The following is a 23,173-nucleotide window of genomic DNA, read 5'->3' as shown; positions in this document are numbered from 1 at the left end:
AAAGCGCAAAAGAAAACGGGACAGAATGCCCCGAAGCCTTAGATACCAAAACAACTTAAATTAAGAGTGACCCTCCTCATACCTCATCTCCAATTAGAATCAATCATTAATAATGGTCTTTGATTAACTTTTCAATTGCGTTTACATCCTTGTTAAACATCGGTTCTTTTTTATGTATTACACCATTTTCATGCCTTATTCCTTCCTCCTGGCCTTATCTTCTCAATCATCATCCCGCTCTTCAACTCAAAAACAAAATACGTTGGCGAGAGACTATTTCCCATTTTTTCATTTTCAATCCATGTTTTACCTTCATTCGTTCCTGCGATAGGTTTATAATGCATGAATGCTTCCTTAACAAACTTGCAGGCCTCCATTCAGGGGTAGTTCCAGCGTGGTATCCGACATCTTCGGCAAAAGCTCTCCGCGCATTATTAACTACATCCTTAGAAAACCGGAAGATACAGATTTTGACGTTGATAACTCCTGAGATATAATTATTTGTTATCAGCCGCCGGTTCAGGAAACCAGTGGCGTGTTTTATTTATAAAGCGCACCAGCAAAAGCATAACGGGAACTTCAGTCAGTACGCCCACCGTACAGGCGAGAACGACCGGGGAATCAGGACCAAACAGGGCGATTGCCACCGCCACCGACAGTTCAAAGAAGTCCGAAGCCGCTATCAATGAAGCAGGAGCCGCTATATTGTGCGGCTGCTTCGTCAATTTGCACAGATAATAGGTAAAATTGGCAGAAATCACATTTTGTAGGATTAACGGAACCGCGATCAGCAAAACATATAGTGGTTGCTCTATAATAATGTCGCCTTGGAAAGAGAAGATGATGATCAAAGTGAGAAGCAGCCCCAAAGTCGTGATCCCGTTAAATTTGGGAACAAACTTTTCATTGAAATACTGCTCTCCCTTTTTCCGAATCATGAAGAAGCGCGTGAGTGAGCCGCCCACGAGCGGAACAACAACGAATAAAATAACAGAAACAGCAAGCGTATCCCATGGGATATGAACGCCATTTACCCCAAGCAGCAATTGTACCAGCGGCACAAATAACACGAGGATCAACAGGTCATTGACTGAAACCTGCACGAGCGTATGTGCAGGGTCTCCCTTCGTTAGATGGCTCCATACGAACACCATTGCCGTGCAGGGCGCTACTCCCAACAATACAGCCCCTGTTATGAAATCCTGTGCCAAGTCTGCCGGGATGAGGGGTTGAAAAATGACCTTGAAAAACAGGGTCGCCAGCCCAAACATCAGGAATGGCTTGATCAGCCAACTGCTGCCGCTGGAAATCAAGATACCCGAAGTGTTCTTCCCGACATTCTTGATGGATTGAAAATCAATCTTCATCATCATGGGATAGATCATGATCCAAATGAGAATGGCAATCGGGAGGTTTTGGCCTGCGTATTGAAATTTTTCCAAAACTGCCGGAATGCCGGGCAGGAATTTTCCGATCAGGATACCTGCCGTCATGCACAGCAATACCCAAACCGTCAAGTATTTTTCAAAAAAACCGATTCCCTGTATTTTTTCTTTACTCATATCGTATCACCGGCCTTCTCCCAACGTTCCATTGCATCCTTGTGTGTCTTAGCTCAAAATCACTTCTGTTTCTCATTATTTACTTTGCCATTGAACCGGAACAATAACCATATTCATCTCACTTCCGTCTTTCATGCTTACTTCATAAACCTCCAGCTGCCCTTTCCCCACAGATGCCGGTGTGAAACTTAATTGTGCTTCAAAGTCTCCCCGCTCAGGAGCACCTGCCGCAGCCATGGTCGAACCCTGAGCCAAAATATTTCCATCGGCATCTCTCAGGCGGTAACTTACCATAGCTTCGAATATCCGGGCATTTCCTTTTATTCTTACAGGGCTGATTATAGTTTGATCGGCTATCGGAGAATTAACCCAGATGACCGGTTCGTATACCGCACTAAGATTACGTTTAAAAGGCTGTTCATAGAGACCGACATGTCCCCACCAACCCATACCATTTTCCGCCTTACCATCAACTGTAAACTGAACCTGTTGAACAGTCGGAAACTCCGTTAGAGTATTGACAATACTCGCTATGCCCAACGCTTCCCCAGTTGAACCGACATTAGCCTTAAGTACCTCTCCGGAGAAATCGACTGTGGCCAGGCCATTCTCAATTTTAATACCCAGAATCTTCGTATCTGCCGGCAACACCTTGGTAGCTCCTGAAGTAAGAGGATTTCCCGAAATTAACTCATGTAAGGCAGCCCGGGCTACTTCGACCCTTTTCTCAACCTTGTGAACTTCACGAACAAGGTACATTTCGTTATTTTTATCTTTCAAATAGTAAACTGCCACATTCATGGTCTGTATGGCCTGTGGATCAGATGGTACAGGTTCTGGAACAGGTTGAGTCTGAGCTTGACAACCGACAAGCCCTGCCAGTCCAAATAAGATCACCAAAGACGTAACAATCCTAAAAATCTTCATCTTCATAATTCTTTTGACTCTCCCTTCTCGATAGATAATGCCGCTAATCTGCGTACTGCTCCAGATAATGCTCAATATATTTCCGTGCTTCAGCCGCCGGCCGATAGACCCCAAAGTGCCCCTCGCACAGGATATCCGCCTTTAATTCAAGGAGCTTTTTCATGGAAGCCTGCCACTGGTCTGAGTCCGCGCCCCAGGACGTATTGAACGGGCCATGAATATCCTGCCCAAACAGAACCCATTCCCCGATATTTTTAGGTAATTTTCGCTAAGTTCCCCCCAAAGTCCTGCAAAAGTCTTAGCTTTTCAAAATATAACTTTTTCGTCGTTACACAGACTCTCGTTATGTTATATAACTTGTTAGGAGCTGAGCGGATGAAATGCTAGATCCGCATCCATGCAGATGGCGCCTTTAATAACACCACCAGTACAACTAAGCTAATCAATATGGCAATTATTACAGTCGCTGTAAACCAATTCTTCGATTTAGTTGCCCTCTCTCTTGCCTCTTCCATCATTTGACCGGGAATCATCTTGTTAATTATTGCAATACCTAACGGAACAAGCACCAGGTCATCAAGAAAACCTTGAATTGGAATAAAATCGGGGATTAGATCAATGGGACTTAATGCATATCCTACTACGAGTACTATAAACATTTTCACATACTTCGATAATCTTGGATCTCTATATGCAAAGTAAAAGGCCAATCCGTCCGATTTTAGTTGTTTCGCCCGTTGTTTCAATTGAGTTATATTCATAGAAAGCAGACAACCCCTTTTGTTAATCGACTTGTCTGTTTATCATTGCCACATTCAGGATATATATCATACAAAATCTTTCCGACAATTATATTTACCCCAGATATTTTGCCGCTGATTTCAAGGCGTTTGATACTTTACGATTGGTCTTTTGCGACTTTACTTTTAATATTTCTCTATTTTCTTTCGGCATAAACTGCCTGCTATATAAATATAATTATAAAGTTGGTGTAAGTTTCTATAACCTTGCGCTAATAATGGCTTTTCGCCATTGGTAACATTAAGATAAAGGAGAGTATATAAAAATTGAGATTATTTGTAGATTATATTAGAAGTAGGGTCAAAAACCTAAAGTGGGTTTCTAAGGCTGTGGGGAATGCCCATAATAATTTGATAGAGATTTCAGGCTATTTACCAATGATTGAGGTAATTAATGACCTTGAAGAATTTGATTTTCTTTATCCCGAGATAAAGTTTCTAAAAGAGATAACACAGATGTTTGATAGTAAAACTTCCACTGTAATAATTGGAAGAGATACCTTTAATTTGTGTGAAAGTCATTTAAAGAGAGTGCATTTAAAATGTAAAGCAGTTATTGAGGCTATTGACCAAGTTATGCCCGAACAGAAAATGAACTCAATTAGCGTTAAACTCCCACAGCTTAGACTCGAGTTTGACAGTAAAAATGCAAAACCAGAAGCTGCCGATTTTCAATATCCGCAATCGAAGCGGGATTCCGGGTTTTTAATTAGTTAAAAATTCAAATCATATATGTAGTGCCGCACGGTGTAAATTATATGTTATAATTTATTTTAAAAATTTTTTTCTTCAGCACTTTCAATTCTTCATTGTAATTCTTAGACTTCATATTTGGGAATGCCTGCAATATTCTTTTCTGACCCAGAAATGACTTGTCAAGCATTTGAGCCAACTTTTCATCTTGTTCTTCAATAACTCTGGTTGCAATAGTCTTACCTTCTTCTATTACCTCAATAGCATTATCCTTGAGTTCTGCCATTTCAGTTTTTAATTCCTCTGTTTTTTCCATAAATAGGATACTTTACGATGAAATTTTCTCTCCGAATATAATCTGAAAGATTTCTCATCTTTGCGGCCATCCGATTGATTTGTTTTAGTTGCTTACTGAGTTTAAAAATAGGTTGCACAGTTGCAACTATGTCTATAGCTAAATAAGTATAGAAAATAATGAGAATAATTTGTCCAACTCTGATATCTACAAGCAACACAAGGTTTTGGATTATCGGGTGTATAACGTTCATTACAAGCAAGCAGACAAGACCCCACATAAGTGAAAATTTTAAACAGGTATAACCCCCTATATTAAAAGGCAGATCTGAATAGTCCCACCATTTATGAGAGAAGATTTTATTAAATGCCCATCCAGTGAACCATTCCAACGCTGAAGTCAATAATACTGAACCAAGAAACAGCAAAAATATATTTTCTCTTAGTGGTGTCAAAAATGCAATTATTATCACAGCTCCGACGCCGTAGATAGGGCATACTGCTCCATTCAGGAATCCACGATTAACAAACTTTCCTGTGTTCACAGCTGCATATGCAACCTCTGCACACCAACCTAAAAAAGCATAAATTAAAATAAACCATAAATATAAATACATTTTACTACCTCACCCTGTAAATATATTTACTTCATTCCATGATCTGCTTTACCTTGCTATGCTCTTCATTCTATAAGAGTAACGAAATAACCTTCTCAAGAGCAAAATGCGCTGGTGTGAGAATATCAATCTTCTCAGCCAACGCATTAATTATTTGTTCATCGTTTTTTTTCAATCCTCGTCTTGGTCCTTTTGCTTTCTTTATTGGTCTTTGACGGAGACGCGCTCAGTACCTTATTGAATTCCTGCAGTCTCTTGTCCGCCAGATTAAAGACGCTGCCCTCCGGGTATTTGCCGTGTTTGTTCTTTTCGCCCGCCGGTATTCCGCTTAACAATTCAATCCCCTCTTCTATTGTTTTGACAGCATAGATATGGAAGCTCAGGTCTTTGACTGCATTCATCACTTCGTCTTTTAGCATCAAGTTATCGATATTCTGTGCCGGGATCACAACTCCCTGATCACCGGTCAGACCTTTGGCCTTGCAGACATCAAAGAAACCCTCGATTTTTTCCGTGACCCCGCCGATAGGCTGAATTTCTCCCAACTGATTGACCGAGCCTGTCACAGCCAGGTTTTGTTTTAAGGGAAGCCCTGTCAGACTGGATAGAATCGCATAAAGTTCGGTACTGGAAGCGCTGTCTCCATCCACACCCTCATAATTCTGCTCAAAGGTAATCTGCGCCGTTAAACCCAGCGGTCTTTCCTGGGCAAATTTACCACCCAGATAACCGGCTAAAGTCAGCACACCTTTGGAATGGATATTGCCACTCATGTCAGTTTCCCGCTCGATATTGATGATCCCGCCGCGGCCGGCATAAGTTCGGGCTGTAATTCGCGTTGGCATTCCAAACATGTAATTGCCCATGCCTAATACTGCCAGTCCGTTTACCTGACCTACTATATTGCCTTTAGTATCAATCAGGATTTTTCCCTGCAGGATCATCTCCTGAATTTTTCCCTCCAGCCTGTTCGAACGATATTTGCGTTCCTGAATGGCTTTATCTACATGTTTCGCGCCCACATGCTCGGACCCGTTATTATCAGCCAGAGCAGCCGCTTCATAAACGATCTCGGAGACCTCGCTGAAACGGGTGGACAGCTTGTTTTGGTCCCGGGCCAGGATAGAACCATATTCGATCACCTTAGCCAAACCATCCCGGCTAAAATGTCTCAGATTTTCCTGCCGGCAGATCTCACTAACAAAGGAAACATACTGGTGCAGGTTTCCCTGCGTCCGGGGCATTTCAATATCAAAATCGACTTTAACCTTGAAGAGCTTCTGAAAATCCTCGTCCAGCGTGAAATAGGAATAGAACAGCGGACTACCGATTAAGATAATCTTGACCTTAAGCGGAATCGGCTCTGGTTTAATCGTTGAGACGAAGCGGTACTGCTCACCGATATTTTCCACCACAGCTTGCTGATACTTCAGCGCCCGCTTAAGAGTATCCCAGGCAAACTGGTCCGTCAGCACATCCTTGGCCTGAAGAACGAGATAGCCACCGTTAGCCCGCTGCAGCGCTCCGGCTTTGGCCATAGTAAAATTGGTATTTAAAGCAAACATTGCGCTCTTGTACTCGATTTTGCCAAACAGGTTGTAATAATTACAGCTTAGTTCGAAGATAGCTGGCAAACCCCCGGTCTTTTCATTATTCACAAACAGATTCACTTTGTAGCGGGTAAAGGGATCCACCTCATCCTGGGGCATCGGGAAAGGCAACGGCGAGGGTGTGATAGAACCCCTGAAAATGCCGAGGTTTTCGATCACATCTTTCAGCACCTCATCCAGATACTCTGTAATTTTGGTAAATTTGCTGTATTTCTCTTTCAGCTTGCCGACCAGGTGGCTGGCAGCACCGAGTCCGATCTTTTTTTCCAACTCCGCAGTTTGTTCATTTACCTGTTTTTCCGACAAACGGCCTTCATGAATGTATGTCTCGTCCAGTCTCTTTTGCAGTTTGTGTGCCTTTTTCTCAAAAGCCCGCTGTTCCTCATCAGAAAGCTTATTATATTCTTCCGGGTTCAGCGGTTTCTCGTCTTTGATCGGAATAATCTGTAAGCCCTGGGGCGTGCGCCGCACAACAAATCCGGCTTCCAAGCTTTCCTGCTCGGCGATATGAAATTTTTCCTCCATCTTCTGCTGAACCGCCTGGATGATTGCATCCTTCTGCTGCTCAAAGTCATTGCCTTCAAATACTTTGGTGATGGCTGCCGTCAAATCGGTAACCAATTCATCCATGTCTTTCTGGAACCAACGACCTTGTCCAGCAGGCAGTGAAATTGCCAGCGGCCGGTCGGGGTCACTGAAATTGTTGATATAACACCAGTCGGAAGGAGTCGGGCCTTTGTCCGCAATCTTGGAGACAATCGTCTGCACATATGTACTTTTACCGGTACCGGTCGGCCCCACAACAAAGATATTGTAACCCTGAGTATCCATATCCAAGCCAAACTCCATGGAATGAACTGCCCGGTCTTGCCCGATAACACCCTCCCGGGGCGGCACATCCAGAGAAGTTTTGCAAAAATCCAGTTCATTATTGTAGTCGCAGACTTTCCTTAGCTTCTCTACCGGAATCCTGAACTTATTTGTATTCTCCATTTATAACCATTCCTTTCGCTTCGCTCATTCCTTATGCAACTTTTTCTATTCCAAATCTGAGGATTGATTCAGTAAATCTTTGAGTTTAATCTCAGGATGATATTTTCAAAGCAATATTCACAAAATCTAAAGTTTTCATCACAATTAGTATAATCATAGTCGGTGTTATGTTCAATAGCTTGTTTTTGCTAGAGATTAGACCTCTTTGTAATTTAAATATCTTCTTATCGGAAACTAAGAAATAGGAGTATAATAAGAAAGAATATAGAAAGGGGGTATCGAAATGATTGCATTCATAATTAGTCCTCCTAATAAAACGTGACAAAGGTCGCACTAGACTTCATCTTTCGTGGCCTTTTCTTTTCGGGTTATTTATCTAATCCTTGACAGTACCTCAAGTGTTCGTTAGTATCTTAGTAAATGCTTATCTCCGCGTTACAATGGAAAAAGCGGGGGCAAATATTGATATGACTAAGATACTGCCTTATATATATAAATTGCAGTTTTCTGGCATTTAAAAGGAAGTTTTAAATGGAAACAAATAACTGGATATTTGCTTTGACACTTTCCTTATGCGCCGGCCTGTCTACAGGGCTTGGCGGTTTTCTTGTGCTGCTGTTTAGGACGACAAATAAAAAGTTCTTATCAGTTGCACTCGGTTTTTCAGCGGGGATCATGATTTATCTATCATTTATGGAGATCCTTCCGGATGCCAAATCCCACCTGATTCTGAGCATGGGGGAAAAGGCGGGTGGGCGGATAACCCTATTAGCTTTTTTTACCGGGGTCCTTTTTATTGCAGTAATCGACAAACTCATCCCTACTCTTAAAAATCCGCATGAAATGCACATGATTGAGGAAGTCGACGAGTGCGAAGTATCAGTCGAAGCCCAAAAACTAATGAAAACCGGTGTTCTGACTGCTTTAGCTATTACAATTCACAATTTTCCTGAAGGTCTGGCGACTTTTATTTCAGGAATAAGTCAACCCAAACTTGGGATCGCCATTGCTATCGCGGTTGCCATTCATAACATACCAGAGGGAATTGCGGTTGCCATCCCTGTCTATTGTGCTACAGGGAGCAGGAAAAAAGCTTTTTATTATTCTCTTTTGTCCGGGGCGGCTGAACCACTGGGGGCAGTTCTTGCATTTCTTTTCCTTGCTCCTTATATCAATGCGACGGTGCTGGGATTCATTTTTGCTGGGATTGCTGGAATCATGGTTTATATCTCTTTTGATGAACTGCTTCCAACAGCAAGGTTATATGGAGAACATCATTTGACTATCTATGGTCTGCTGTCCGGTATGTTTGCTATAGGAATATGCCTGTTGCTTGTGTTTTGATATAAGATACTATTAGAGTTTTTGCCCTTTCCAAATTGAATTGGATCAGAAAACAACAGGCAAACTGCGCAATCAGGCACGGGAAGCACCCAGGGAATTTCTGAATCGAGAGAGCCACTACTACTTCTACGGAAAGCGCTACTTGCTGCAAGTAGGGATGAGCTTAACAGATTAGCAGTAAAACATGAAAACTGGAATTACTGAAAAACCTTTGTGATATAGAGGATTCGATATTGTAAGTAATACTCTTGAAAAAGTCAAGAATTAGGCAGATCGCCATCTAATTCAGGCGCAATGGGGCATCAGCCTGAATGTAATTATCAATCAAGTGGCGCATATGCTGGAGCTGTTTCCGAAAAGAAACAGCTTTTTACTACGTTCGCCATTATCGGATGCGGACTGGGCGAGAGTGTCGCCTTGATTACCGATGGGCGGTTCAGCGGCGCAACCCGAGGCGCGGCCATCGGTCATGTTTCTCCGGAAGCGGCGATTGGCGGGAATATTGCTTCAGCTGAGTGTTCTTGCCCTTTTCTCCGTCCAGAGCCTTCTGGAGATCGGCTTTTTCCTGCAGGGCCGGTCCCGATCCTGAAATGCCTGTTCCCGTTCCTGAAGAGCTTGCTCCTGCTCCTTCACTGATCTTGTTAATTTCAGCCGCGATTACATGTGGCGTGCGTCAGCTGATGAAATTAGTTTCAGTTGTTGTATCAGTTATGATATCCACACTCCTTGGGGCTAAGCAGCTCCTTCTAACTCTTGACTTACCTTAGAGGACATGGTAATTTTATCCTAACTGAAACCTTAGCGTTCATTAACCCTTAATTTTAGGCATAGGTTATTGCCGCTAATCTATATTAGCGGACATTAGATAGGGGGCGTTTTCATGGCTATAAGTAATGATGATTTATTAAAGCTGGTAAAGCTACTCCCAGAAGAGGCAAAGCAATCTGCTTATGATTTTTTGAAATTTTTAACAATTGGGCATAAGCGACCCGATTGGGATGAAATTGACCTATTGGAAACGGACGATATACCATTGAGTGAAGAAGAAGAACTGCAAATGAATAACAATACGGAATTTGTGTCATGGGAGGATGCAATGCATGAGCTCAATTTACCAACTGACATTAAACCGTGATTCGTTAAAATTTCTTGCCAAGCAGGAAAGAGCTGTTCAGGTACGTATTCGTAAAGCAATATCAGGCTTAGCCATTCGTCCACCGATTGGAGATATTAAGCTTCTTAAAGGTCAAGGAAAGTTAATGCGTTTACGAGTTGGTACATACAGAGTAATTTTCGAAGTTAATCATACGGAACAAATTGTATATATATTGACGATCGACAATCGCGGTGATGTCTACTCCTAAGAGGATCATCGCCTGGGAGTATGTCAGATTACGCAGGTACGTAATCTGAGTTGCTCGGAAGCATCCAGCAGTTTGCTCAAGAAGCATCGCCTGGCTGTAGTTCAAATTCGGATTCGAATCCGAATGTGAGGAGGTCACAGGCGGAAAAGCCTGAGATAAGGTTAATGCAAATACCTTTGTTCTTCTCTGTGATGACGATGCTCCACCTTATCTCCGGCGGAAGTACCCTGGCAAGTATACAGTGGCCGGGCTTTGTGACCGGTGTGTAATAGTTGATGTGCTTTTTCGCTGTTTGGTTCATCCAGGAATTCCGCGTAAAGTTTCTGTACTTGAGGATTTTCATGCGATTTCCGGTATTCCTTTTCTGCGTCAGACTGAAATAAACCCCTGGCCCGGGACTTGCGAAAATCTAATTGCAAACTCCACTTATCCAGATTAGAGTAAATAGGCTGCCCGCCGCCGCCAACGCAGGCTCCGGGGCAGGCCATTATTTCTATAAAGTCATACTGCGCCTCTTGATTGCGCACCCGGTCACAGAGTTTGCGTGCTTCACCAATGTTTCTGGCTACCGCCACCCGGATAGTCCGGTCCCCCAACCTGAATTCCGCTTCCCGCACTTCATTGAAGGAGCGGACTTTTTGCAGGTCTTCCTCAGGAACTTCCGTTCCGTTAACTTTTTCGTAAACCGTTCGCAGGGCCGCTTCCATAACCCCACCGGAGGCCCCGAAGATCACCCCTGCTCCACTGGAATAACCCATGGGAGCATCAAATTTCTCATCCGGCAAATCGGCAAAATTCAGCCCGTTTAGCCTGATCATTCTGGCCAGTTCCCGTGTCGTCAAAACAGCATCCACATCTCTATACCCACTATCCCGGTGTTCCGGTCGGGCAGACTCGAATTTCTTGGCTACACAAGGCATGACAGAGACACTAAATATTTTCTCCGGCGGAATCCCGGCCAGTTGGGCATAGTAGGTTTTTACTAAAGCACCGAAAATCTGTTGCGGGCTTTTGGTTGAGGAAAGGTGCGGAATGAGTTCGGGATAAAAAATTTCACAGAACTTAACCCAGCCCGGGCAGCAGGAAGTAAACTGGGGTAAGGGACCTCCCTGACCGTTTAAACGGGCTAACAACTCATGTCCTTCTTCCATGATACAAACATCAGCGCCAAAACAGTCGTCAAAGACTTTATTAAAACCTATTCGGCGCAGGGCGGCAACCATTTTGCCAACAACCAGTTCTCCTTGCGGTAAGCCGAATTCCTCACCCAAGCTGACGCGGATGGAAGGAGCAGTCTGCACGACAACATGGATATCCGGATCGGCAAGCGCTTTCCAGACTTTATCCGTATCATCCTTTTCGTGCAGAGCTGCTGTCGGACAAACAAGGATACATTGACCACAGGTTATACAGGGGGTATCCGCCAGGCTGTCATTATATGCCGGTCCGGCGACAGAATCAAAACCACGCTGCTGCATATCATAAATACTTACGGTCAGAACATCGCGGCAGACGGTAATACAACGCCGGCAACGGATACACTTGCTGGGTTCCCGCACCAGAGAGGGCGATTTATCGTCAATAGCAAAGAATCCCCGCTCCCCTTCCCACTGTAAGCCGTGGATATTCATTTCTCGGGCTAGAGTTTGCAGCTCACAATTGCCGTTGCGAAAACAGGTTAGACAGTCAAAAGGATGATCTGAGAGCAGAAGTTCCAGTACCTTCCGGCGGGCCTGCAAAACCTCCGGGGTATGCGTATAAATAACCATCCCTTCGGCTGCCGTTAAAGCACAGGCCGCTATTAATTTCGGATGACCTTCCACTTGAACCTGACAGATCCGGCAAGCAGCAATCACATTAACTTCTTTGAGATAACATAAAGTCGGGATGTCAATCCCCAAGGCTTGCGCCGCTTCGATAACCGTAGTGCCTTCCTGGACCTCGATGGGCTGATTGTCTAGAGTTAAGTTGATCATATTGTTTCCTCCTAGTGAACGAGCGCCGGGTTACTAATATCTTGACTTCCGGCCGCAATGTTCCCGATCAGGGTTTCCGCTCCTGCTTGATTTTTACCCGGCAAATGTTCGCCCGGCCCAAGGGAAATCGCTTGAAAAGGACATTTTGCCAGACATTTACCACATTTTGTACAGGCTTCGGCCTCAATGGAGTGCGCTTGTTTAGCCGCGCCCTTGATAGCCCCGGCGGGACATTCCTTACGGCAAAGACCGCAGGCTTTACAGAGTTCCGGATTTATTGTATAAGAAAGTAATTTCCGACATACCCCGGCCTGACAATGCTTCTTAAAAATATGATCCTCATATTCCTGACGGAAATACTTAAGGGTGCATAAAACGGGATTAGGAGCTGCGTTCCCCAGGCCACAAAGGGAATTTTGCTTAACCAGATGAGCGAGTTCCTCCAGATCTAACAGATCCCCTTCTTTAGCTTTCCCTTCGGTAATTCTGGTCAGGATCTCCAGCATGCGTTTTGTGCCAATCCGGCAGGGAGTACACTTGCCACAAGACTCATCACGATTAAACTCAGCGTAAAAACGAGCCACATCAACCATACAACTATCTTCGTCCATCACGATTAAGCCACCGGAGCCCATCATAGAGCCGACACTAAGCAGGGTATCATATTCCAAGGAAATATCCAGGTAAGCTTCCGGCAAACAACCCCCTGAAGGTCCGCCCGTGTGCGCGGCTTTAAACTTCTTTCCCCCAGCTATTCCGCCTCCCAGATTGAAGATAACCTCACGCAGGGTAGTACCCATCGGCACTTCAATTAACCCCGTATGCTGAACCTTGCCTGATAAGGCAAACACCTTGGTGCCTTTGCTGCGCTCGGTACCCAGGGAAGCAAACCAGGCACTGCCCTCCCGGATTATATTGGGGATATTGGCTAAGGTTTCCACATTGTTAATCAAAGTCGGTTTCCCCCAAAGTCCGGCCACGGCCGGAAAAGGCGGACGTGGGCGTGGTTCGCCCCGCAAACCCTGAATCGAACGAATCAAAGAAGTTTCCTCGCCACAGACAAAGGCTCCCGCCCCCAGACGAATTTCAATATTAAACTGAAAATCCGTGCCAAATAATTTATTGCCCAAAAGACCCTTTTCCCGGGCTTGCTGAAGTGCGATTTCAATCCGTTTCACAGCTAACGGGTATTCCGCCCGGACATAAACATACCCTTGCTCAGAGCCTATGGCATAGCCGGCTATGCACATACCCTCCAGAACCGCATGGGGGTCTTCTTCCAGAATACTCCGGTCCATAAAAGCACCGGGGTCACCCTCATCAGCATTACAGATGACATATTTGGTTTCCCCCTTGGCATCATGAGTAAACTCCCATTTACGCCCTGTAGGGAATCCTCCGCCGCCACGACCTCGTAAGCCGGATTTTTTTACTTCATCGATAATCTGCAAGGGTGTCAGCTCTTTTACCACTTTGGCTAAAGCGAAATAACCGTCCCGGGCAATATATTCTTCAATCTTTTCCGGGTTAATTACCCCACAATTCCTCAAAACATTGCGCCGTTGCCCTTTTAATTCCGCTGCTGATTCCACCTTAATGCATCTCCTCAGTGTTGTTTTTTTTATCTCTATCTTTTTTATCTATAAGATCTGAGAGCATTTCCGGTTTCAGCTTCCCGTGAATATCTTGCCCCATAACCAGCACCGGCGCCAGATTACAGGCGCCTATACAACGGGAAGACTTAAGGCCGAATTTATGATCCGGAGTTATCTCTCCGACTTTGATCCCTAATTTCTTCTCCAACTCGCTGATAAGATTAGCTGAACCGTTGACATAGCAGGCTGTTCCCAGACAAACATCCAAAGTAGTTTCCGCTTTTGGTTGAGTCGAAAAATAGTGATAAAAACTTACTACCCCATATACTTCAGCTAGCGAGATCCCCAAGCGGTTGGCAATATGGATCTGCACCTCACGCGGCAGATAACCAAACAAATTTTGGGCATAATGAAGTACCCGGATTAACACACCCTCTTCCGTAGCTAAACTGTTCATAAACTCATCCAGTTTACGATAAAGTTGATCATCTTCCGAAGGGCTGGGGCAGGAAATATTACCTTCCAGCCGTTCCATAAATTCCGGTTCAAAATCTCCAGGCCGAGGGTATTGATGATTCGCTGCTTGCTCTTGTTGCATGATTACCTCCAACTAGTTAATTATTAGTTAGAGTAAACCAATGTGTTCTTAATTATCCATGTTATAGTCAGCTAAAAAAAGGGGCAAGAGCTTAAGTACGTTTGGAAACATTATAAATGGACTCTTGGCCATGTTCTTGGCCATGTATAATAAAGGCTTTTTTGTTCTTCAGAGTAACCACTCCCAAATCAGGAACATATTTCCTTTATTTAACATAATTTGTTTTAGGTCTTATTAAGCAATTCGATAAACAAAATATCTAAGACTAATAATAATTCAAGGGAGGTTTTCTCTATGTGGTGGGGTCGATTGGGTTGGGGTTTCCCCTGGCTTGGCTTTGGACTTGGTTTCCCCTGGTGGGGTTTTCGCCGCCGCTGGTGGTGGTAATTTCTATTTTAATTCTTAGTTAAAAATCTTATGCTTAAATAAAATAAATAGGGTAACTGCAATGTATATCTGCAGTATCCTATTTATTTTAGGTTGAGGGGATTTTTAGCTCTTGACAAATTATAAATATTACAATATCATTAGAAAAAATGTAACATAAACTTTTGATTGAGAAGAGTACATACTTATGATTGTTTTTCAGAGAGTTGCAGGCGGTGTGATTGCAATAAACGGCTTTGTATGGAATGGACTCATAAAGGTGGGAGGAAAGGTCTTTGACTGAGTAATGCCCAACGGGATTTCCACCCGTTATCAATGGAATGCGTATGATAGTACGTATTTGAGGGGATGCGTTTGCATCAATCTAGGTGGTACCGCAGAAGTTTAAGGCTTTTGTCCTATTAAACAATAGGATAAGAGCTTTTTTATTGCTTTACAATACCTAAAATTAATTTCAACAAACTTAATCCAAGGAGGTCTAATATGAAAAAAGGGAGATTTGGCGATTACGGCGGTCAGTATATGCCGGAAACGTTGATGAAGGCGGTTTATGAACTTGAAGAGGCATATGAATTTAATAGAAATAATCCTGATTTCCAAAATGAGCTGAACAGCTTACTGAGGAATTACGCGGGAAGGCCATCGCTTCTGTATTATGCAGAGAAAATGACTCGGGATCTTGGTGGTGCAAAAATATACCTCAAAAGAGAGGACCTTAATCATACGGGCTCTCATAAAATCAACAATGTCCTGGGACAGGTTTTACTTGCCAAACGAATGGGAAAGACGCGCGTAATCGCGGAAACGGGTGCAGGACAGCATGGCGTTGCAGTTGCGACAGTAGCTGCCCTGATGGATATGGAATGTGAAATCTTTATGGGCAAGGAAGATACCGAACGTCAGGCGTTGAATGTTTTTCGCATGGAACTGCTGGGTGCCAAAGTTCATCCGGTCACCAGCGGAACTATGACGCTGAAAGACGCCGTCAATGAAACCATGCGCGAGTGGACAGCGCGTATGGATGATACGCTTTATGTTCTGGGTTCTGTCATGGGGCCACACCCCTTTCCCACCATTGTACGGGATTTTCAGAAAGTCATAGGCAAAGAAATAAAAGAGCAGCTTATGGTAGCGGAGGGGAAACTTCCCGACGCCGTTATAGCCTGTGTCGGCGGCGGCAGTAACGCCATGGGAGCATTCTATGAGTTCATTCAAGAGCCCTCGGTAAAGCTCATCGGCTGCGAGGCTGCTGGGCTTGGTGTCGAGAACCCAAAAAATGCGGCGACGATTGCCAATGGAACAGTAGGCGTGTTCCATGGTATGAAATCTTACTTCTGCCAAAGCAAATACGGTCAGATTGCGCCGGTGTACTCAATCTCGGCAGGACTTGACTACCCGGGAATCGGACCTGAACACGCACACCTCGCCGACACAGGTAGAGCGCAGTACGTACCGATTACGGATGACGAAGCCGTAAATGCATTTGAATATCTTTCCCGTACTGAGGGAATCATCCCCGCTGTTGAAAGCGCCCATGCTGTTGCATACGCCAGGAAGCTGGCGTCCACAATGGCAAGGGATAAGATCATTGTCGTCAATATCTCTGGCAGGGGCGACAAAGATGTAGCGGCAATCGCAAGATACAAGGGGGTAGCACTTTATGAGTAGAATTACAGAAGCTTTTAAAGGCCATAAAGCATTTATCGCGTTCATCACGGGCGGCGATCCGGATATTGAAACCACGGAGAAACTGGTTCCCGCCATGGCGGAAGCAGGCGCCGACCTGATCGAAATAGGCATACCATTTTCTGACCCTGTTGCGGAAGGCATAGTCATTCAGGAGGCGGACGAACGTGCCCTGAAGGGCGGCTGCACCACAGACAAGTTGTTTGATATGGTAACAAGAATCCGGAAAACAACCGCTGTTCCACTACTATTTATGACTTATCTTAACCCTGTTTACACCTATGGGAAAGAGAAATTCATCAGCCGGTGTGCCGAATGCGGTATCGACGGCATCATAGTTCCTGATATGCCATTTGAAGAAAAAGATGAATTAGCGGAAGTCTGTGAACTCAACAAAATCGATTTAATTTCTATGATCGCCCCAACCTCGGAAGAGCGAATCAGCTTAATCGCCAAAGAAGCCAAGGGGTTTATCTATTGTGTATCTTCCCTTGGTGTTACCGGCGTACGCAGCAATATCACGACTGACATCGGAAAAATAGTGCGAAAAGTTCGGGAAGTTACCGATGTCCCATGCGCAATCGGCTTCGGCATTTCAACACCTGAACAGGCTGGCAGTATGGCGAAACTATCCGATGGCTTAATCGTCGGAAGCGCAATTGTTAAGCTGATCGCGAAATTTGGAAAAGACAGCGTTGAGTCCGTCTCAGAATATGTACGCAGTATGAAAAAAAGCATTGAAGATGCCGTTAAATAATATTTAAAGGGAGGACACTATTATGTACAAGAACATTTTAAACAAAGCAACAACCAATCAGGAACTGACTAAAGAGGAGATTTTTGCACTCATTAAAGCCATCAACGATGATGAAGTCAGCGACGTTCAGATCGCCGGTTTTCAAGTCGCACTATTAATGAAAGGCGCTTCACTTAAGGAAATAGGTTACATCGCCAAAGCAATGCGGGATAATTGTGTTCCCCTGAAGCCTAATGTGAAAGATGATCTGATGGACACCTGCGGTACCGGCGGCGGCCTTAGCACGTTCAACATTTCCACCGCAACAGCCATCGTTGCTGCGGCAGCAGGAATCCCCATTGCGAAACATGGCAGCCGTTCTATTTCCAGCCTGTCAGGCAGCGCTGATGTGCTGGAGGCCCTTGGCGTCAATATCAATCTTACGCCCGCACAGGCTGAAAAACTGATTGAGGATATCGGTATTGCCTTCATCTACGCACCTTTATTCCATCCGGTAATGTGCAAGGTTCTGCCTGCGGAATCCGATCTTGGTATCAAAACCATTTTCTATACCATCATAGGTCCATTGATCAATCCCGCTTTTGCCCCAAGACATATCCTTGGCGTTTACAAACCGGAGCTTCTTGATACTGTGGCCTATGTAGCCAAAGAGCTGGGCTACACCAATGCCATGTTTGTACATGGTCTGGATGGTCTGGATGAAATCTCTCTCCTTGGTAAAACAAGAATCAATGAGCTGAAAGATGGCGATATCACAACTTATCAGATTCAGCCCGAGGACTTTGGCATGGAGCGATGCACACTAGAAGAGATCAAAACAGGCACCCCCGAGGAAAACGCAAATACAGTTCGTGGTGTCTTCTCCGGCGAAATTATGGGTCCCAAACGCAATGCTATCATTCTCAATGCTGCCGGCGCATTGAAGGTCGGCGGAAAAGCAGCCAGTTTTGAAGAAGGCATTACTCTCGCTAATAAACTGATTGACAGTGGTGCCGCGGCAGAAAAACTGAATCAGCTTTGTGAAATGTCCAACTCGTTTGTGGAATAAACAAATGAATACTAAATTTTCAGATGCTCTGATAGCAAGAAAACAGGCAGGTTTTATTCCCGTCATTCCAGATATTAAATGTACTTCCCCCAAGGAGGGTGACCTGCTTCGGGGAAGAGATCCATTGGAATCGGCAAAGTTACTGGCTGAAGCAGGTGCGCCCGCCCTGTCTGTTGTAACCGAGCATAAAGCCTTTGGTGGCTCCCTAGAACTTCTGAAGCGAATTGCGGCTGGAACCAAACTGCCTGTACTCCGCAAGGATTTTATCACGCGCATAGACGATCTGAAAATCACAAAGGATTGCGGGGCGGAGGCAGTCCTGCTGATATGTGCCATACAACCGCGTCCTTTACTGATGGAACTGTATGACGAAGCGTTGAAAATCGGACTCGAGCCATTGGTTGAGGCTCATACGGAGGAAGAATTGAGCTGGGTCGGTAAAATCGGCGCAAAACTTGTGGGTATCAACAATCGTAATATCCTTGAACTTGAAAAAGATGACGGAACCGTTTCCGCCACGGAGTTGCTGTCCGCATATGCACCAATTAATGCAGTACTGGTCAGTGAAAGTTCCATTCAGACCCCTGCGGAAGCTCAGGCGGCAATTAGGGCAGGCGCCGATGCGGTACTTATCGGAACAGCAATCTGGCAGGCGGAAAACATGGGTGAGTGCTATCTGGCCCTCAGCAAAGGAATAGGAGATCACGTTTAATGGGCAGCATTAAAGTGAAAATATGTGGTTTGAAAAGCAAAGTTGACGTACAAATTTGCATGAATCTGGGCGTGGATATTCTCGGTTTTGTTACGGAATACCCCATTCCGGTTCCTTGGAACCTGAGCCGCGCCGAGGCGCTGCCATTGTTGAGCATGGTCCAATCCCAGCACCGAAGTTGCATTGTTACGGGCGGTACTCCCGAAAAAGTGATCGAACTGGCTTCCAGCCTGCGCCCGTCCATAGTGCAGCTTCATTACAAGGAAACGCTGGAGGACACCATAATGATCTCTGACGCACTTCATGAACTGAATATTGATGTGATTAAGACCGTTCCCCCGGGAATCGAAGACCGCATCCTCCAATTTGGCACTTCAGATATTGAAAAGATTGTAGCGGAACTCTGCAAAACCAGCGTCTACGGATTGCTTGCAGATTCACGAGTTCCCGCAAATTCATCTGAAAATGGCACCAGGATAGATCTGGACTTCTGCCTTGAAATCATCAAACGGTCTTCAAAGCCCGTCATCATTGCAGGCGGAATAAATGCCGATAATGTCTCCAATTTTGTGAGGCAGACTGGTACAGAATTCATCGATATCATGACCGGTGTAGAGAGTATCCCAAGCGAAAAAGATGCTGCATTGTTGTCTCGTTTGTTATCGTCTATTCGTAATTTATAAACTCCAAAAAGGCCGCCTCACCAAAAACAAGTAATCTGCACCCTGTCACCGTAAGGGGAGCAGATTTTTAAAGTTTTATTGAGACGGCCTTTTTTTTGCATTTTCCTTATGGTATCCTGAATTAACTTATCACTCTCCAAGGAAACTCACGGTCTCCTTAACATCCTGCTCAATTAAAGCCACATGACTTAGCAGGCTCTGAACTAACTCCTCCGCTAACTCCTCCGCTATTTCTACTTCCAATTATGTTTACAGTCGTAAATCTTTGACTAACCTTAGGACTTTCGCATTCGGGGCATACTTTCTGATCCTTTTGGCTGATGGTACAGAAAACAAAAAATTTGTGTCCGCATTCTTGACAAACCATGTCATAGCTTGGCATTTACTTAACCCTCCCAGTAACAGACTTTTAAGTAGATTATATCACAATTCCGCCTTTTAAAACTCATATAATTTCTCTTTGAGATTATTATTAAAAATCACAAGTGAGAATAGAAGTCCGGAAATCGGCAGGAGGTCCGCCATGGGTTTTGTAACGATAATGAACTCCGTCTTTGTTATTTTATTGATGATCATGATCGGCTATATTTGTAAAAAGCTTGGTTACATGAATAAGGAAGTGACCAGGGGGGTTACGGAAATTCTTCTTAATATTGCGATTCCGGCCATTGCCATCTCTTCCTTTAATCAGGACCTTCCCGCATCAGCTTTGTCCAGCGCCATCATCCTTTTTATTTTTGCTGTTGTCAGCTATGTGGCGTCTATCTTGCTCGGCGCGTTCCTTTTTAAAAAATATCCTCCAGATCAAAAGGTAGTCATGCGGTTTATCCTTGTCTTTACCAACTGCGGCTTCATGGGATACCCTGTGATGGAGAGCATTTTTGGCAGTATCGGTATCTTCTATGCCTCCATTTACTGCGTTGTCTTCAACTTGTTCCTCTGGACCTATGGGTTTATGCTCTTTACAGGAGTCAGCGACCGGCAAACCTTAAAGAAGGCGCTTGTCAATCCAGGCACCTTAGCGACTGTTTTCGGTCTCGTTTTGTTATTAACGCCTCTTGAACTGCCGACATTTGCAGCCAAACTAGTTACGACGGTCGGCGGCCTAACTACTCCTCTGGCTATGATCGTCATAGGCGCCATGCTGGCCGAGGTTAAGTTCAGTGAAATGTTCCAGGGAATCCATGTCTATTACGGGGCCTTTTTAAGACTGCTCGTTCTCCCAGCCGCTGCGTACCTAGTTTTAAAGCTCCTGCACGTTGATCAACTGACACTGGCCGCCTGTGTCATGCTAACCGCTATGCCTCCGGCAAGCAATACTGTTATTTTCGCAGAAAAATTCGAGAGAGATTCGCTCTTAGCCTCAAAAATTGTTGTGCTTTCCACTGGATTATCAATTATTACTATTCCGTTGTTTGCCATGCTGGTTTTTCATTGATAATTTGGATTTTCTATCCAAACAAGCGAAGGGATTTCGGGTTGCTATATCGAAGATATTATGTTAATCTCAATTTGATCCTATTCTTTGCTTAGGGTGGAGAAATAAAGAAATGGTTAATAAATCATACAAAGCAGATCTATATATTATTCTCGCAACATTACTCATTGCTCTGATCATCATTGGGTTCTTTTGGTTTCTAAATAAAGATAAAGGCGTATCGTCTATTTCGGATTCGGCACCGGTTTCAACGCCAACGTCCTCTGGTTTAATGCGGATTTCAGAGGGAGGTGACGTTAACCTCCTTGTCCTGGGAGATTCACTCGTTTCTAGCACAGACGCCTCTAATCCTGGTCAAACAGGCTGGACCTCGCTCGTCTCACACGATTTACAACTCCTCTATCCAGGTACTTTAAAATGGATGTTTACGGGTGAAGGTTATAGCGCAGATAATATTCTCCCCCTTGTTCCTGAGATCGAAGTGAATTCAGACGTCGTTTTTCTCTGTTTTGGCCGCAGCGATGCCTCGGAAATAAACCCTACCGAATTCAAACAAAAGTATCAGCAGCTGATTCTAGATGTCCGCAAAAAAGTACCGCAGGCAGACTTATACTTGATTGTCGAGCCTCCGGTTAAAAACATTCAAAAGAATAATCAATTCTTCCCTCTTCGCCAGGTCATTCTCGATTTAGGCCGGCAGAACCAGCTTAACGTCCTTGATCAGTGGACGACGTTTATTAATGCGCCTGAACCTCTGGATGAGCTTTTAGCCGCTGATACCATTAACCTATCGGATAGAGGCTATCGTATTTTTGCCGATACGGTGTTAGCATGTTTCAAGGATGACCTTGCTGATCATTAATCCGTAATTATCACTTGCTTGAATTGGCGCGGTGAAATAGTGCTGCTTGAATAAATTCAATTGGTATTAACTCCTTTGTCACGGAGATATTTTTTTAGCTCAAAAATATTGATCTCTCCGAAGTGGAAAACGGATGCCGCTAGAAGGATGTCAGCCTTCCCTTCCTGAGCAGCTTCTAAAAAATGTTCCCTCGTTCCGGCCCCGCCGGAGGCAATAACCGGAACCTTTACCGCGCCTTTAATGCCTCTGATGAGTGGAATATCATACCCTGTTTTTGCTCCGTCACAGGCTTTGCTGGTTGGCAATATGTAACCGGCACCCCGAGTTTCCGCCTCCCGCGCCCATTCAATAGCATCTTTTCCTGTGGGGGTGTTGCCTCCGTCAATGTAAACTTCATATCCAGAGGGGAGGGCCGGATTACGATCTACATCAATAGCCACGACCAGTTTGGAGGGGCCAAATTCTGCAGCAGACTGGTCAATTAAACGGGGATTGCGAAAAGCCGCACTGCTGATCGATACACGGTTAGCTCCCGCCTCTAATACTTCCTCAGCATCTACTACAGAACCAATACCTCCGCCTACTGTAAAGGGGATTGTAATCACTTGAGCCACCCGCCGGACAGCTTCTAAAGTAGTCTTCCTTTTTTCGATGGTAGCGGTAATGTCTAAAAAAGCCAGTTCATCAGCTCCATTTTCGCAATAAATCCTGGCGCATTCCACTGGATCGCCCGCATCTCTTAGATTTATAAAATGCACACCTTTGACGACTCTTCCATCATTCATATCCAAGCAGGGCATAATAAGAACCTTTCTCATAACTCATATCTCCTTCAAATCATTGTACTTATGATTATACCGCAGTTCACATTTTTTATCGAGCTTGTATCTTATATTAACTTCCATTTCGACATCTATATCTTTAATTCTCAAATTTAATGCCTCTGATAGCCTTAGACCACAACCATAAAGGGTTCTAATTAAAAGTGCCAAAGGAGGAAATCCCTAATTAAATCGCGACACATTGATAATTTAACTTTCAAGGTGTCCAAATGTTTTCTGTAAGTAGGGCATTACACTTTCGGTAAAGCCGAAAGGAGATGAACAAGGTAGGAATAAAGATAAGTAGAAAGAAACCAGGGATGTTTTATAGAAGGAGGCAAGAGTATTATGAACTGGACGGAGTGGAACTTGGTAGAAGAAAATAATTTCACGGACATTTTATATG

General features: G+C 44.4%; 24 protein-coding genes, 1 pseudogene and 1 other annotated feature. Of the genes and pseudogenes, 12 read left to right on the top strand and 13 right to left on the bottom strand.

Annotated elements, in window-relative coordinates; translation table 11 throughout:
• Positions 1-188: 188 nt before the first annotated feature.
• From AC6I5A_RS09795 to AC6I5A_RS09780, 4 genes are all read right to left on the bottom strand, one after another.
• The gene (locus AC6I5A_RS09795; RefSeq protein WP_497900644.1) at positions 189-344 is read right to left on the bottom strand and encodes a hypothetical protein; all 156 of its coding nucleotides are present in this window, start codon (positions 342-344) and stop codon (positions 189-191) included.
• A gap of 153 nt (positions 345-497) precedes the next feature.
• A complete protein-coding gene (gene arsB / locus AC6I5A_RS09790) occupies positions 498-1,562 on the bottom strand; it encodes an ACR3 family arsenite efflux transporter (protein WP_034615049.1) in 1,065 nt (354 codons plus the stop codon).
• A 75-nt stretch (positions 1,563-1,637) separates the two neighbouring features.
• A complete protein-coding gene (locus tag AC6I5A_RS09785) occupies positions 1,638-2,489 on the bottom strand; it encodes a Gmad2 immunoglobulin-like domain-containing protein (RefSeq protein WP_034615222.1) in 852 nt (283 codons plus the stop codon).
• A 383-nt stretch (positions 2,490-2,872) separates the two neighbouring features.
• Entirely contained in the window at positions 2,873-3,250 is a 378-nt protein-coding gene (locus AC6I5A_RS09780) for a YkvA family protein (protein WP_034615046.1), read from the bottom strand.
• A 306-nt stretch (positions 3,251-3,556) separates the two neighbouring features.
• Here AC6I5A_RS09780 and AC6I5A_RS09775 point away from each other — a divergent pair, with 306 nt between their 5' ends.
• Positions 3,557-4,006 (top strand): hypothetical protein, encoded by a 450-nt coding sequence (locus tag AC6I5A_RS09775; RefSeq protein WP_034615040.1) that lies wholly within the window; start codon positions 3,557-3,559, stop codon positions 4,004-4,006.
• A gap of 37 nt (positions 4,007-4,043) precedes the next feature.
• On the opposite strand, the gene AC6I5A_RS09770 is transcribed toward AC6I5A_RS09775, so the two are convergent.
• The 3 genes from AC6I5A_RS09770 to AC6I5A_RS09760 all read right to left on the bottom strand — a co-directional run bounded on the left by AC6I5A_RS09770 (position 4,044) and on the right by AC6I5A_RS09760 (position 7,496).
• Positions 4,044-4,298 carry a hypothetical protein gene (locus AC6I5A_RS09770; RefSeq protein ID WP_497900643.1) on the bottom strand — a complete coding sequence of 85 codons (255 nt, stop codon included), beginning with the start codon at positions 4,296-4,298 and terminating at the stop codon, positions 4,044-4,046.
• Positions 4,270-4,893: a putative ABC transporter permease gene (locus tag AC6I5A_RS09765; RefSeq protein WP_052168011.1), complete on the bottom strand. Its 624-nt coding sequence runs from the start codon at positions 4,891-4,893 to the stop codon at positions 4,270-4,272. Before AC6I5A_RS09765 ends, AC6I5A_RS09770 begins: the two co-directional genes overlap by 29 nt.
• A 158-nt stretch (positions 4,894-5,051) precedes the next feature.
• Positions 5,052-7,496, bottom strand: a complete 2,445-nt coding sequence (locus tag AC6I5A_RS09760; RefSeq protein ID WP_034615037.1) for an ATP-binding protein — start codon at positions 7,494-7,496, stop codon at positions 5,052-5,054.
• A gap of 531 nt (positions 7,497-8,027) precedes the next feature.
• On the opposite strand from AC6I5A_RS09760, the gene zupT reads away from it, so the two are divergent.
• The 4 genes and pseudogenes from zupT to AC6I5A_RS09740 all read left to right on the top strand — a co-directional run bounded on the left by zupT (position 8,028) and on the right by AC6I5A_RS09740 (position 10,204).
• Positions 8,028-8,840, top strand: a complete 813-nt coding sequence (gene zupT / locus AC6I5A_RS09755) for a zinc transporter ZupT (RefSeq protein WP_034615034.1) — start codon at positions 8,028-8,030, stop codon at positions 8,838-8,840.
• 294 nt (positions 8,841-9,134) lie between these two features.
• A pseudogene (locus AC6I5A_RS09750) lies at positions 9,135-9,356 on the top strand (hypothetical protein); the annotation flags it as partial.
• A gap of 364 nt (positions 9,357-9,720) precedes the next feature.
• Positions 9,721-9,975 (top strand): hypothetical protein, encoded by a 255-nt coding sequence (locus tag AC6I5A_RS09745; RefSeq protein ID WP_034615028.1) that lies wholly within the window; start codon positions 9,721-9,723, stop codon positions 9,973-9,975.
• Positions 9,941-10,204, top strand: coding sequence for a type II toxin-antitoxin system RelE family toxin (locus AC6I5A_RS09740; RefSeq protein WP_034615025.1), 264 nt, complete (start codon positions 9,941-9,943; stop codon positions 10,202-10,204). Before AC6I5A_RS09745 ends, AC6I5A_RS09740 begins: the two co-directional genes overlap by 35 nt.
• 161 nt (positions 10,205-10,365) lie before the next feature.
• On the opposite strand, the gene AC6I5A_RS09735 is transcribed toward AC6I5A_RS09740, so the two are convergent.
• Genes AC6I5A_RS09735 through AC6I5A_RS09725 form a run of 3 tightly spaced genes read right to left on the bottom strand, consistent with a single transcriptional unit; the run spans position 10,366 to position 14,373 of the window.
• Positions 10,366-12,180 carry an NADH-dependent [FeFe] hydrogenase, group A6 gene (locus AC6I5A_RS09735; RefSeq protein ID WP_052168010.1) on the bottom strand — a complete coding sequence of 605 codons (1,815 nt, stop codon included), beginning with the start codon at positions 12,178-12,180 and terminating at the stop codon, positions 10,366-10,368.
• 11 nt (positions 12,181-12,191) lie between these two features.
• Positions 12,192-13,772, bottom strand: coding sequence for an NADH-quinone oxidoreductase subunit NuoF (gene nuoF / locus AC6I5A_RS09730; RefSeq protein ID WP_497900642.1), 1,581 nt, complete (start codon positions 13,770-13,772; stop codon positions 12,192-12,194).
• Between the two features lies 1 nt (position 13,773).
• Positions 13,774-14,373, bottom strand: a complete 600-nt coding sequence (locus AC6I5A_RS09725) for an NADH-quinone oxidoreductase subunit NuoE family protein (protein WP_497900641.1) — start codon at positions 14,371-14,373, stop codon at positions 13,774-13,776.
• Positions 14,374-14,915: 542 nt separating this feature from the next.
• Positions 14,916-15,164 (top strand) — a binding site (T-box leader).
• A gap of 79 nt (positions 15,165-15,243) precedes the next feature.
• Between AC6I5A_RS09725 and trpB the strand changes: the two genes are divergently transcribed.
• The 5 genes from trpB to AC6I5A_RS09700 are packed head-to-tail and all read left to right on the top strand — an operon-like array spanning position 15,244 to position 19,646.
• Positions 15,244-16,428, top strand: a complete 1,185-nt coding sequence (gene trpB / locus AC6I5A_RS09720) for a tryptophan synthase subunit beta (protein ID WP_034615022.1) — start codon at positions 15,244-15,246, stop codon at positions 16,426-16,428.
• Positions 16,421-17,203 (top strand): tryptophan synthase subunit alpha, encoded by a 783-nt coding sequence (gene trpA, locus AC6I5A_RS09715; RefSeq protein ID WP_034615019.1) that lies wholly within the window; start codon positions 16,421-16,423, stop codon positions 17,201-17,203. Before trpB ends, trpA begins: the two co-directional genes overlap by 8 nt.
• Positions 17,204-17,225: 22 nt before the next feature.
• Positions 17,226-18,251, top strand: coding sequence for an anthranilate phosphoribosyltransferase (trpD, locus tag AC6I5A_RS09710; protein ID WP_034615016.1), 1,026 nt, complete (start codon positions 17,226-17,228; stop codon positions 18,249-18,251).
• Positions 18,252-18,255: 4 nt separating this feature from the next.
• On the top strand, positions 18,256-18,963 hold the full coding sequence (locus AC6I5A_RS09705; RefSeq protein WP_052168009.1) for a hypothetical protein: 708 nt from the start codon (positions 18,256-18,258) through the stop codon (positions 18,961-18,963).
• Positions 18,963-19,646, top strand: a complete 684-nt coding sequence (locus AC6I5A_RS09700) for a phosphoribosylanthranilate isomerase (protein ID WP_034615013.1) — start codon at positions 18,963-18,965, stop codon at positions 19,644-19,646. Before AC6I5A_RS09705 ends, AC6I5A_RS09700 begins: the two co-directional genes overlap by 1 nt.
• 169 nt (positions 19,647-19,815) lie before the next feature.
• Here AC6I5A_RS09700 and AC6I5A_RS09695 read toward each other — a convergent pair whose 3' ends face one another.
• Positions 19,816-20,028, bottom strand: coding sequence for an FmdB family zinc ribbon protein (locus AC6I5A_RS09695; RefSeq protein ID WP_034615011.1), 213 nt, complete (start codon positions 20,026-20,028; stop codon positions 19,816-19,818).
• Positions 20,029-20,169: 141 nt separating this feature from the next.
• Here AC6I5A_RS09695 and AC6I5A_RS09690 point away from each other — a divergent pair, with 141 nt between their 5' ends.
• Entirely contained in the window at positions 20,170-21,084 is a 915-nt protein-coding gene (locus AC6I5A_RS09690) for an AEC family transporter (RefSeq protein WP_034615009.1), read from the top strand.
• A gap of 112 nt (positions 21,085-21,196) precedes the next feature.
• Positions 21,197-21,946 (top strand): SGNH/GDSL hydrolase family protein, encoded by a 750-nt coding sequence (locus tag AC6I5A_RS09685; protein WP_034615007.1) that lies wholly within the window; start codon positions 21,197-21,199, stop codon positions 21,944-21,946.
• Between the two features lie 56 nt (positions 21,947-22,002).
• Here AC6I5A_RS09685 and hisF read toward each other — a convergent pair whose 3' ends face one another.
• Positions 22,003-22,764 carry an imidazole glycerol phosphate synthase subunit HisF gene (gene hisF / locus AC6I5A_RS09680; RefSeq protein WP_034615005.1) on the bottom strand — a complete coding sequence of 254 codons (762 nt, stop codon included), beginning with the start codon at positions 22,762-22,764 and terminating at the stop codon, positions 22,003-22,005.
• Between the two features lie 3 nt (positions 22,765-22,767).
• The gene (locus AC6I5A_RS09675) at positions 22,768-22,938 is read right to left on the bottom strand and encodes a tyrosine-type recombinase/integrase (RefSeq protein WP_497900640.1); all 171 of its coding nucleotides are present in this window, start codon (positions 22,936-22,938) and stop codon (positions 22,768-22,770) included.
• Between the last annotated feature and the right edge of the window lie 235 nt (positions 22,939-23,173).

The sequence above is a fragment of the Desulfosporosinus sp. Tol-M2 genome, from assembly GCF_059735615.1.
The sequence above is the reverse complement of the archived record's forward strand: the minus strand, read 5'-3'. Positions and strand labels throughout refer to the sequence as shown.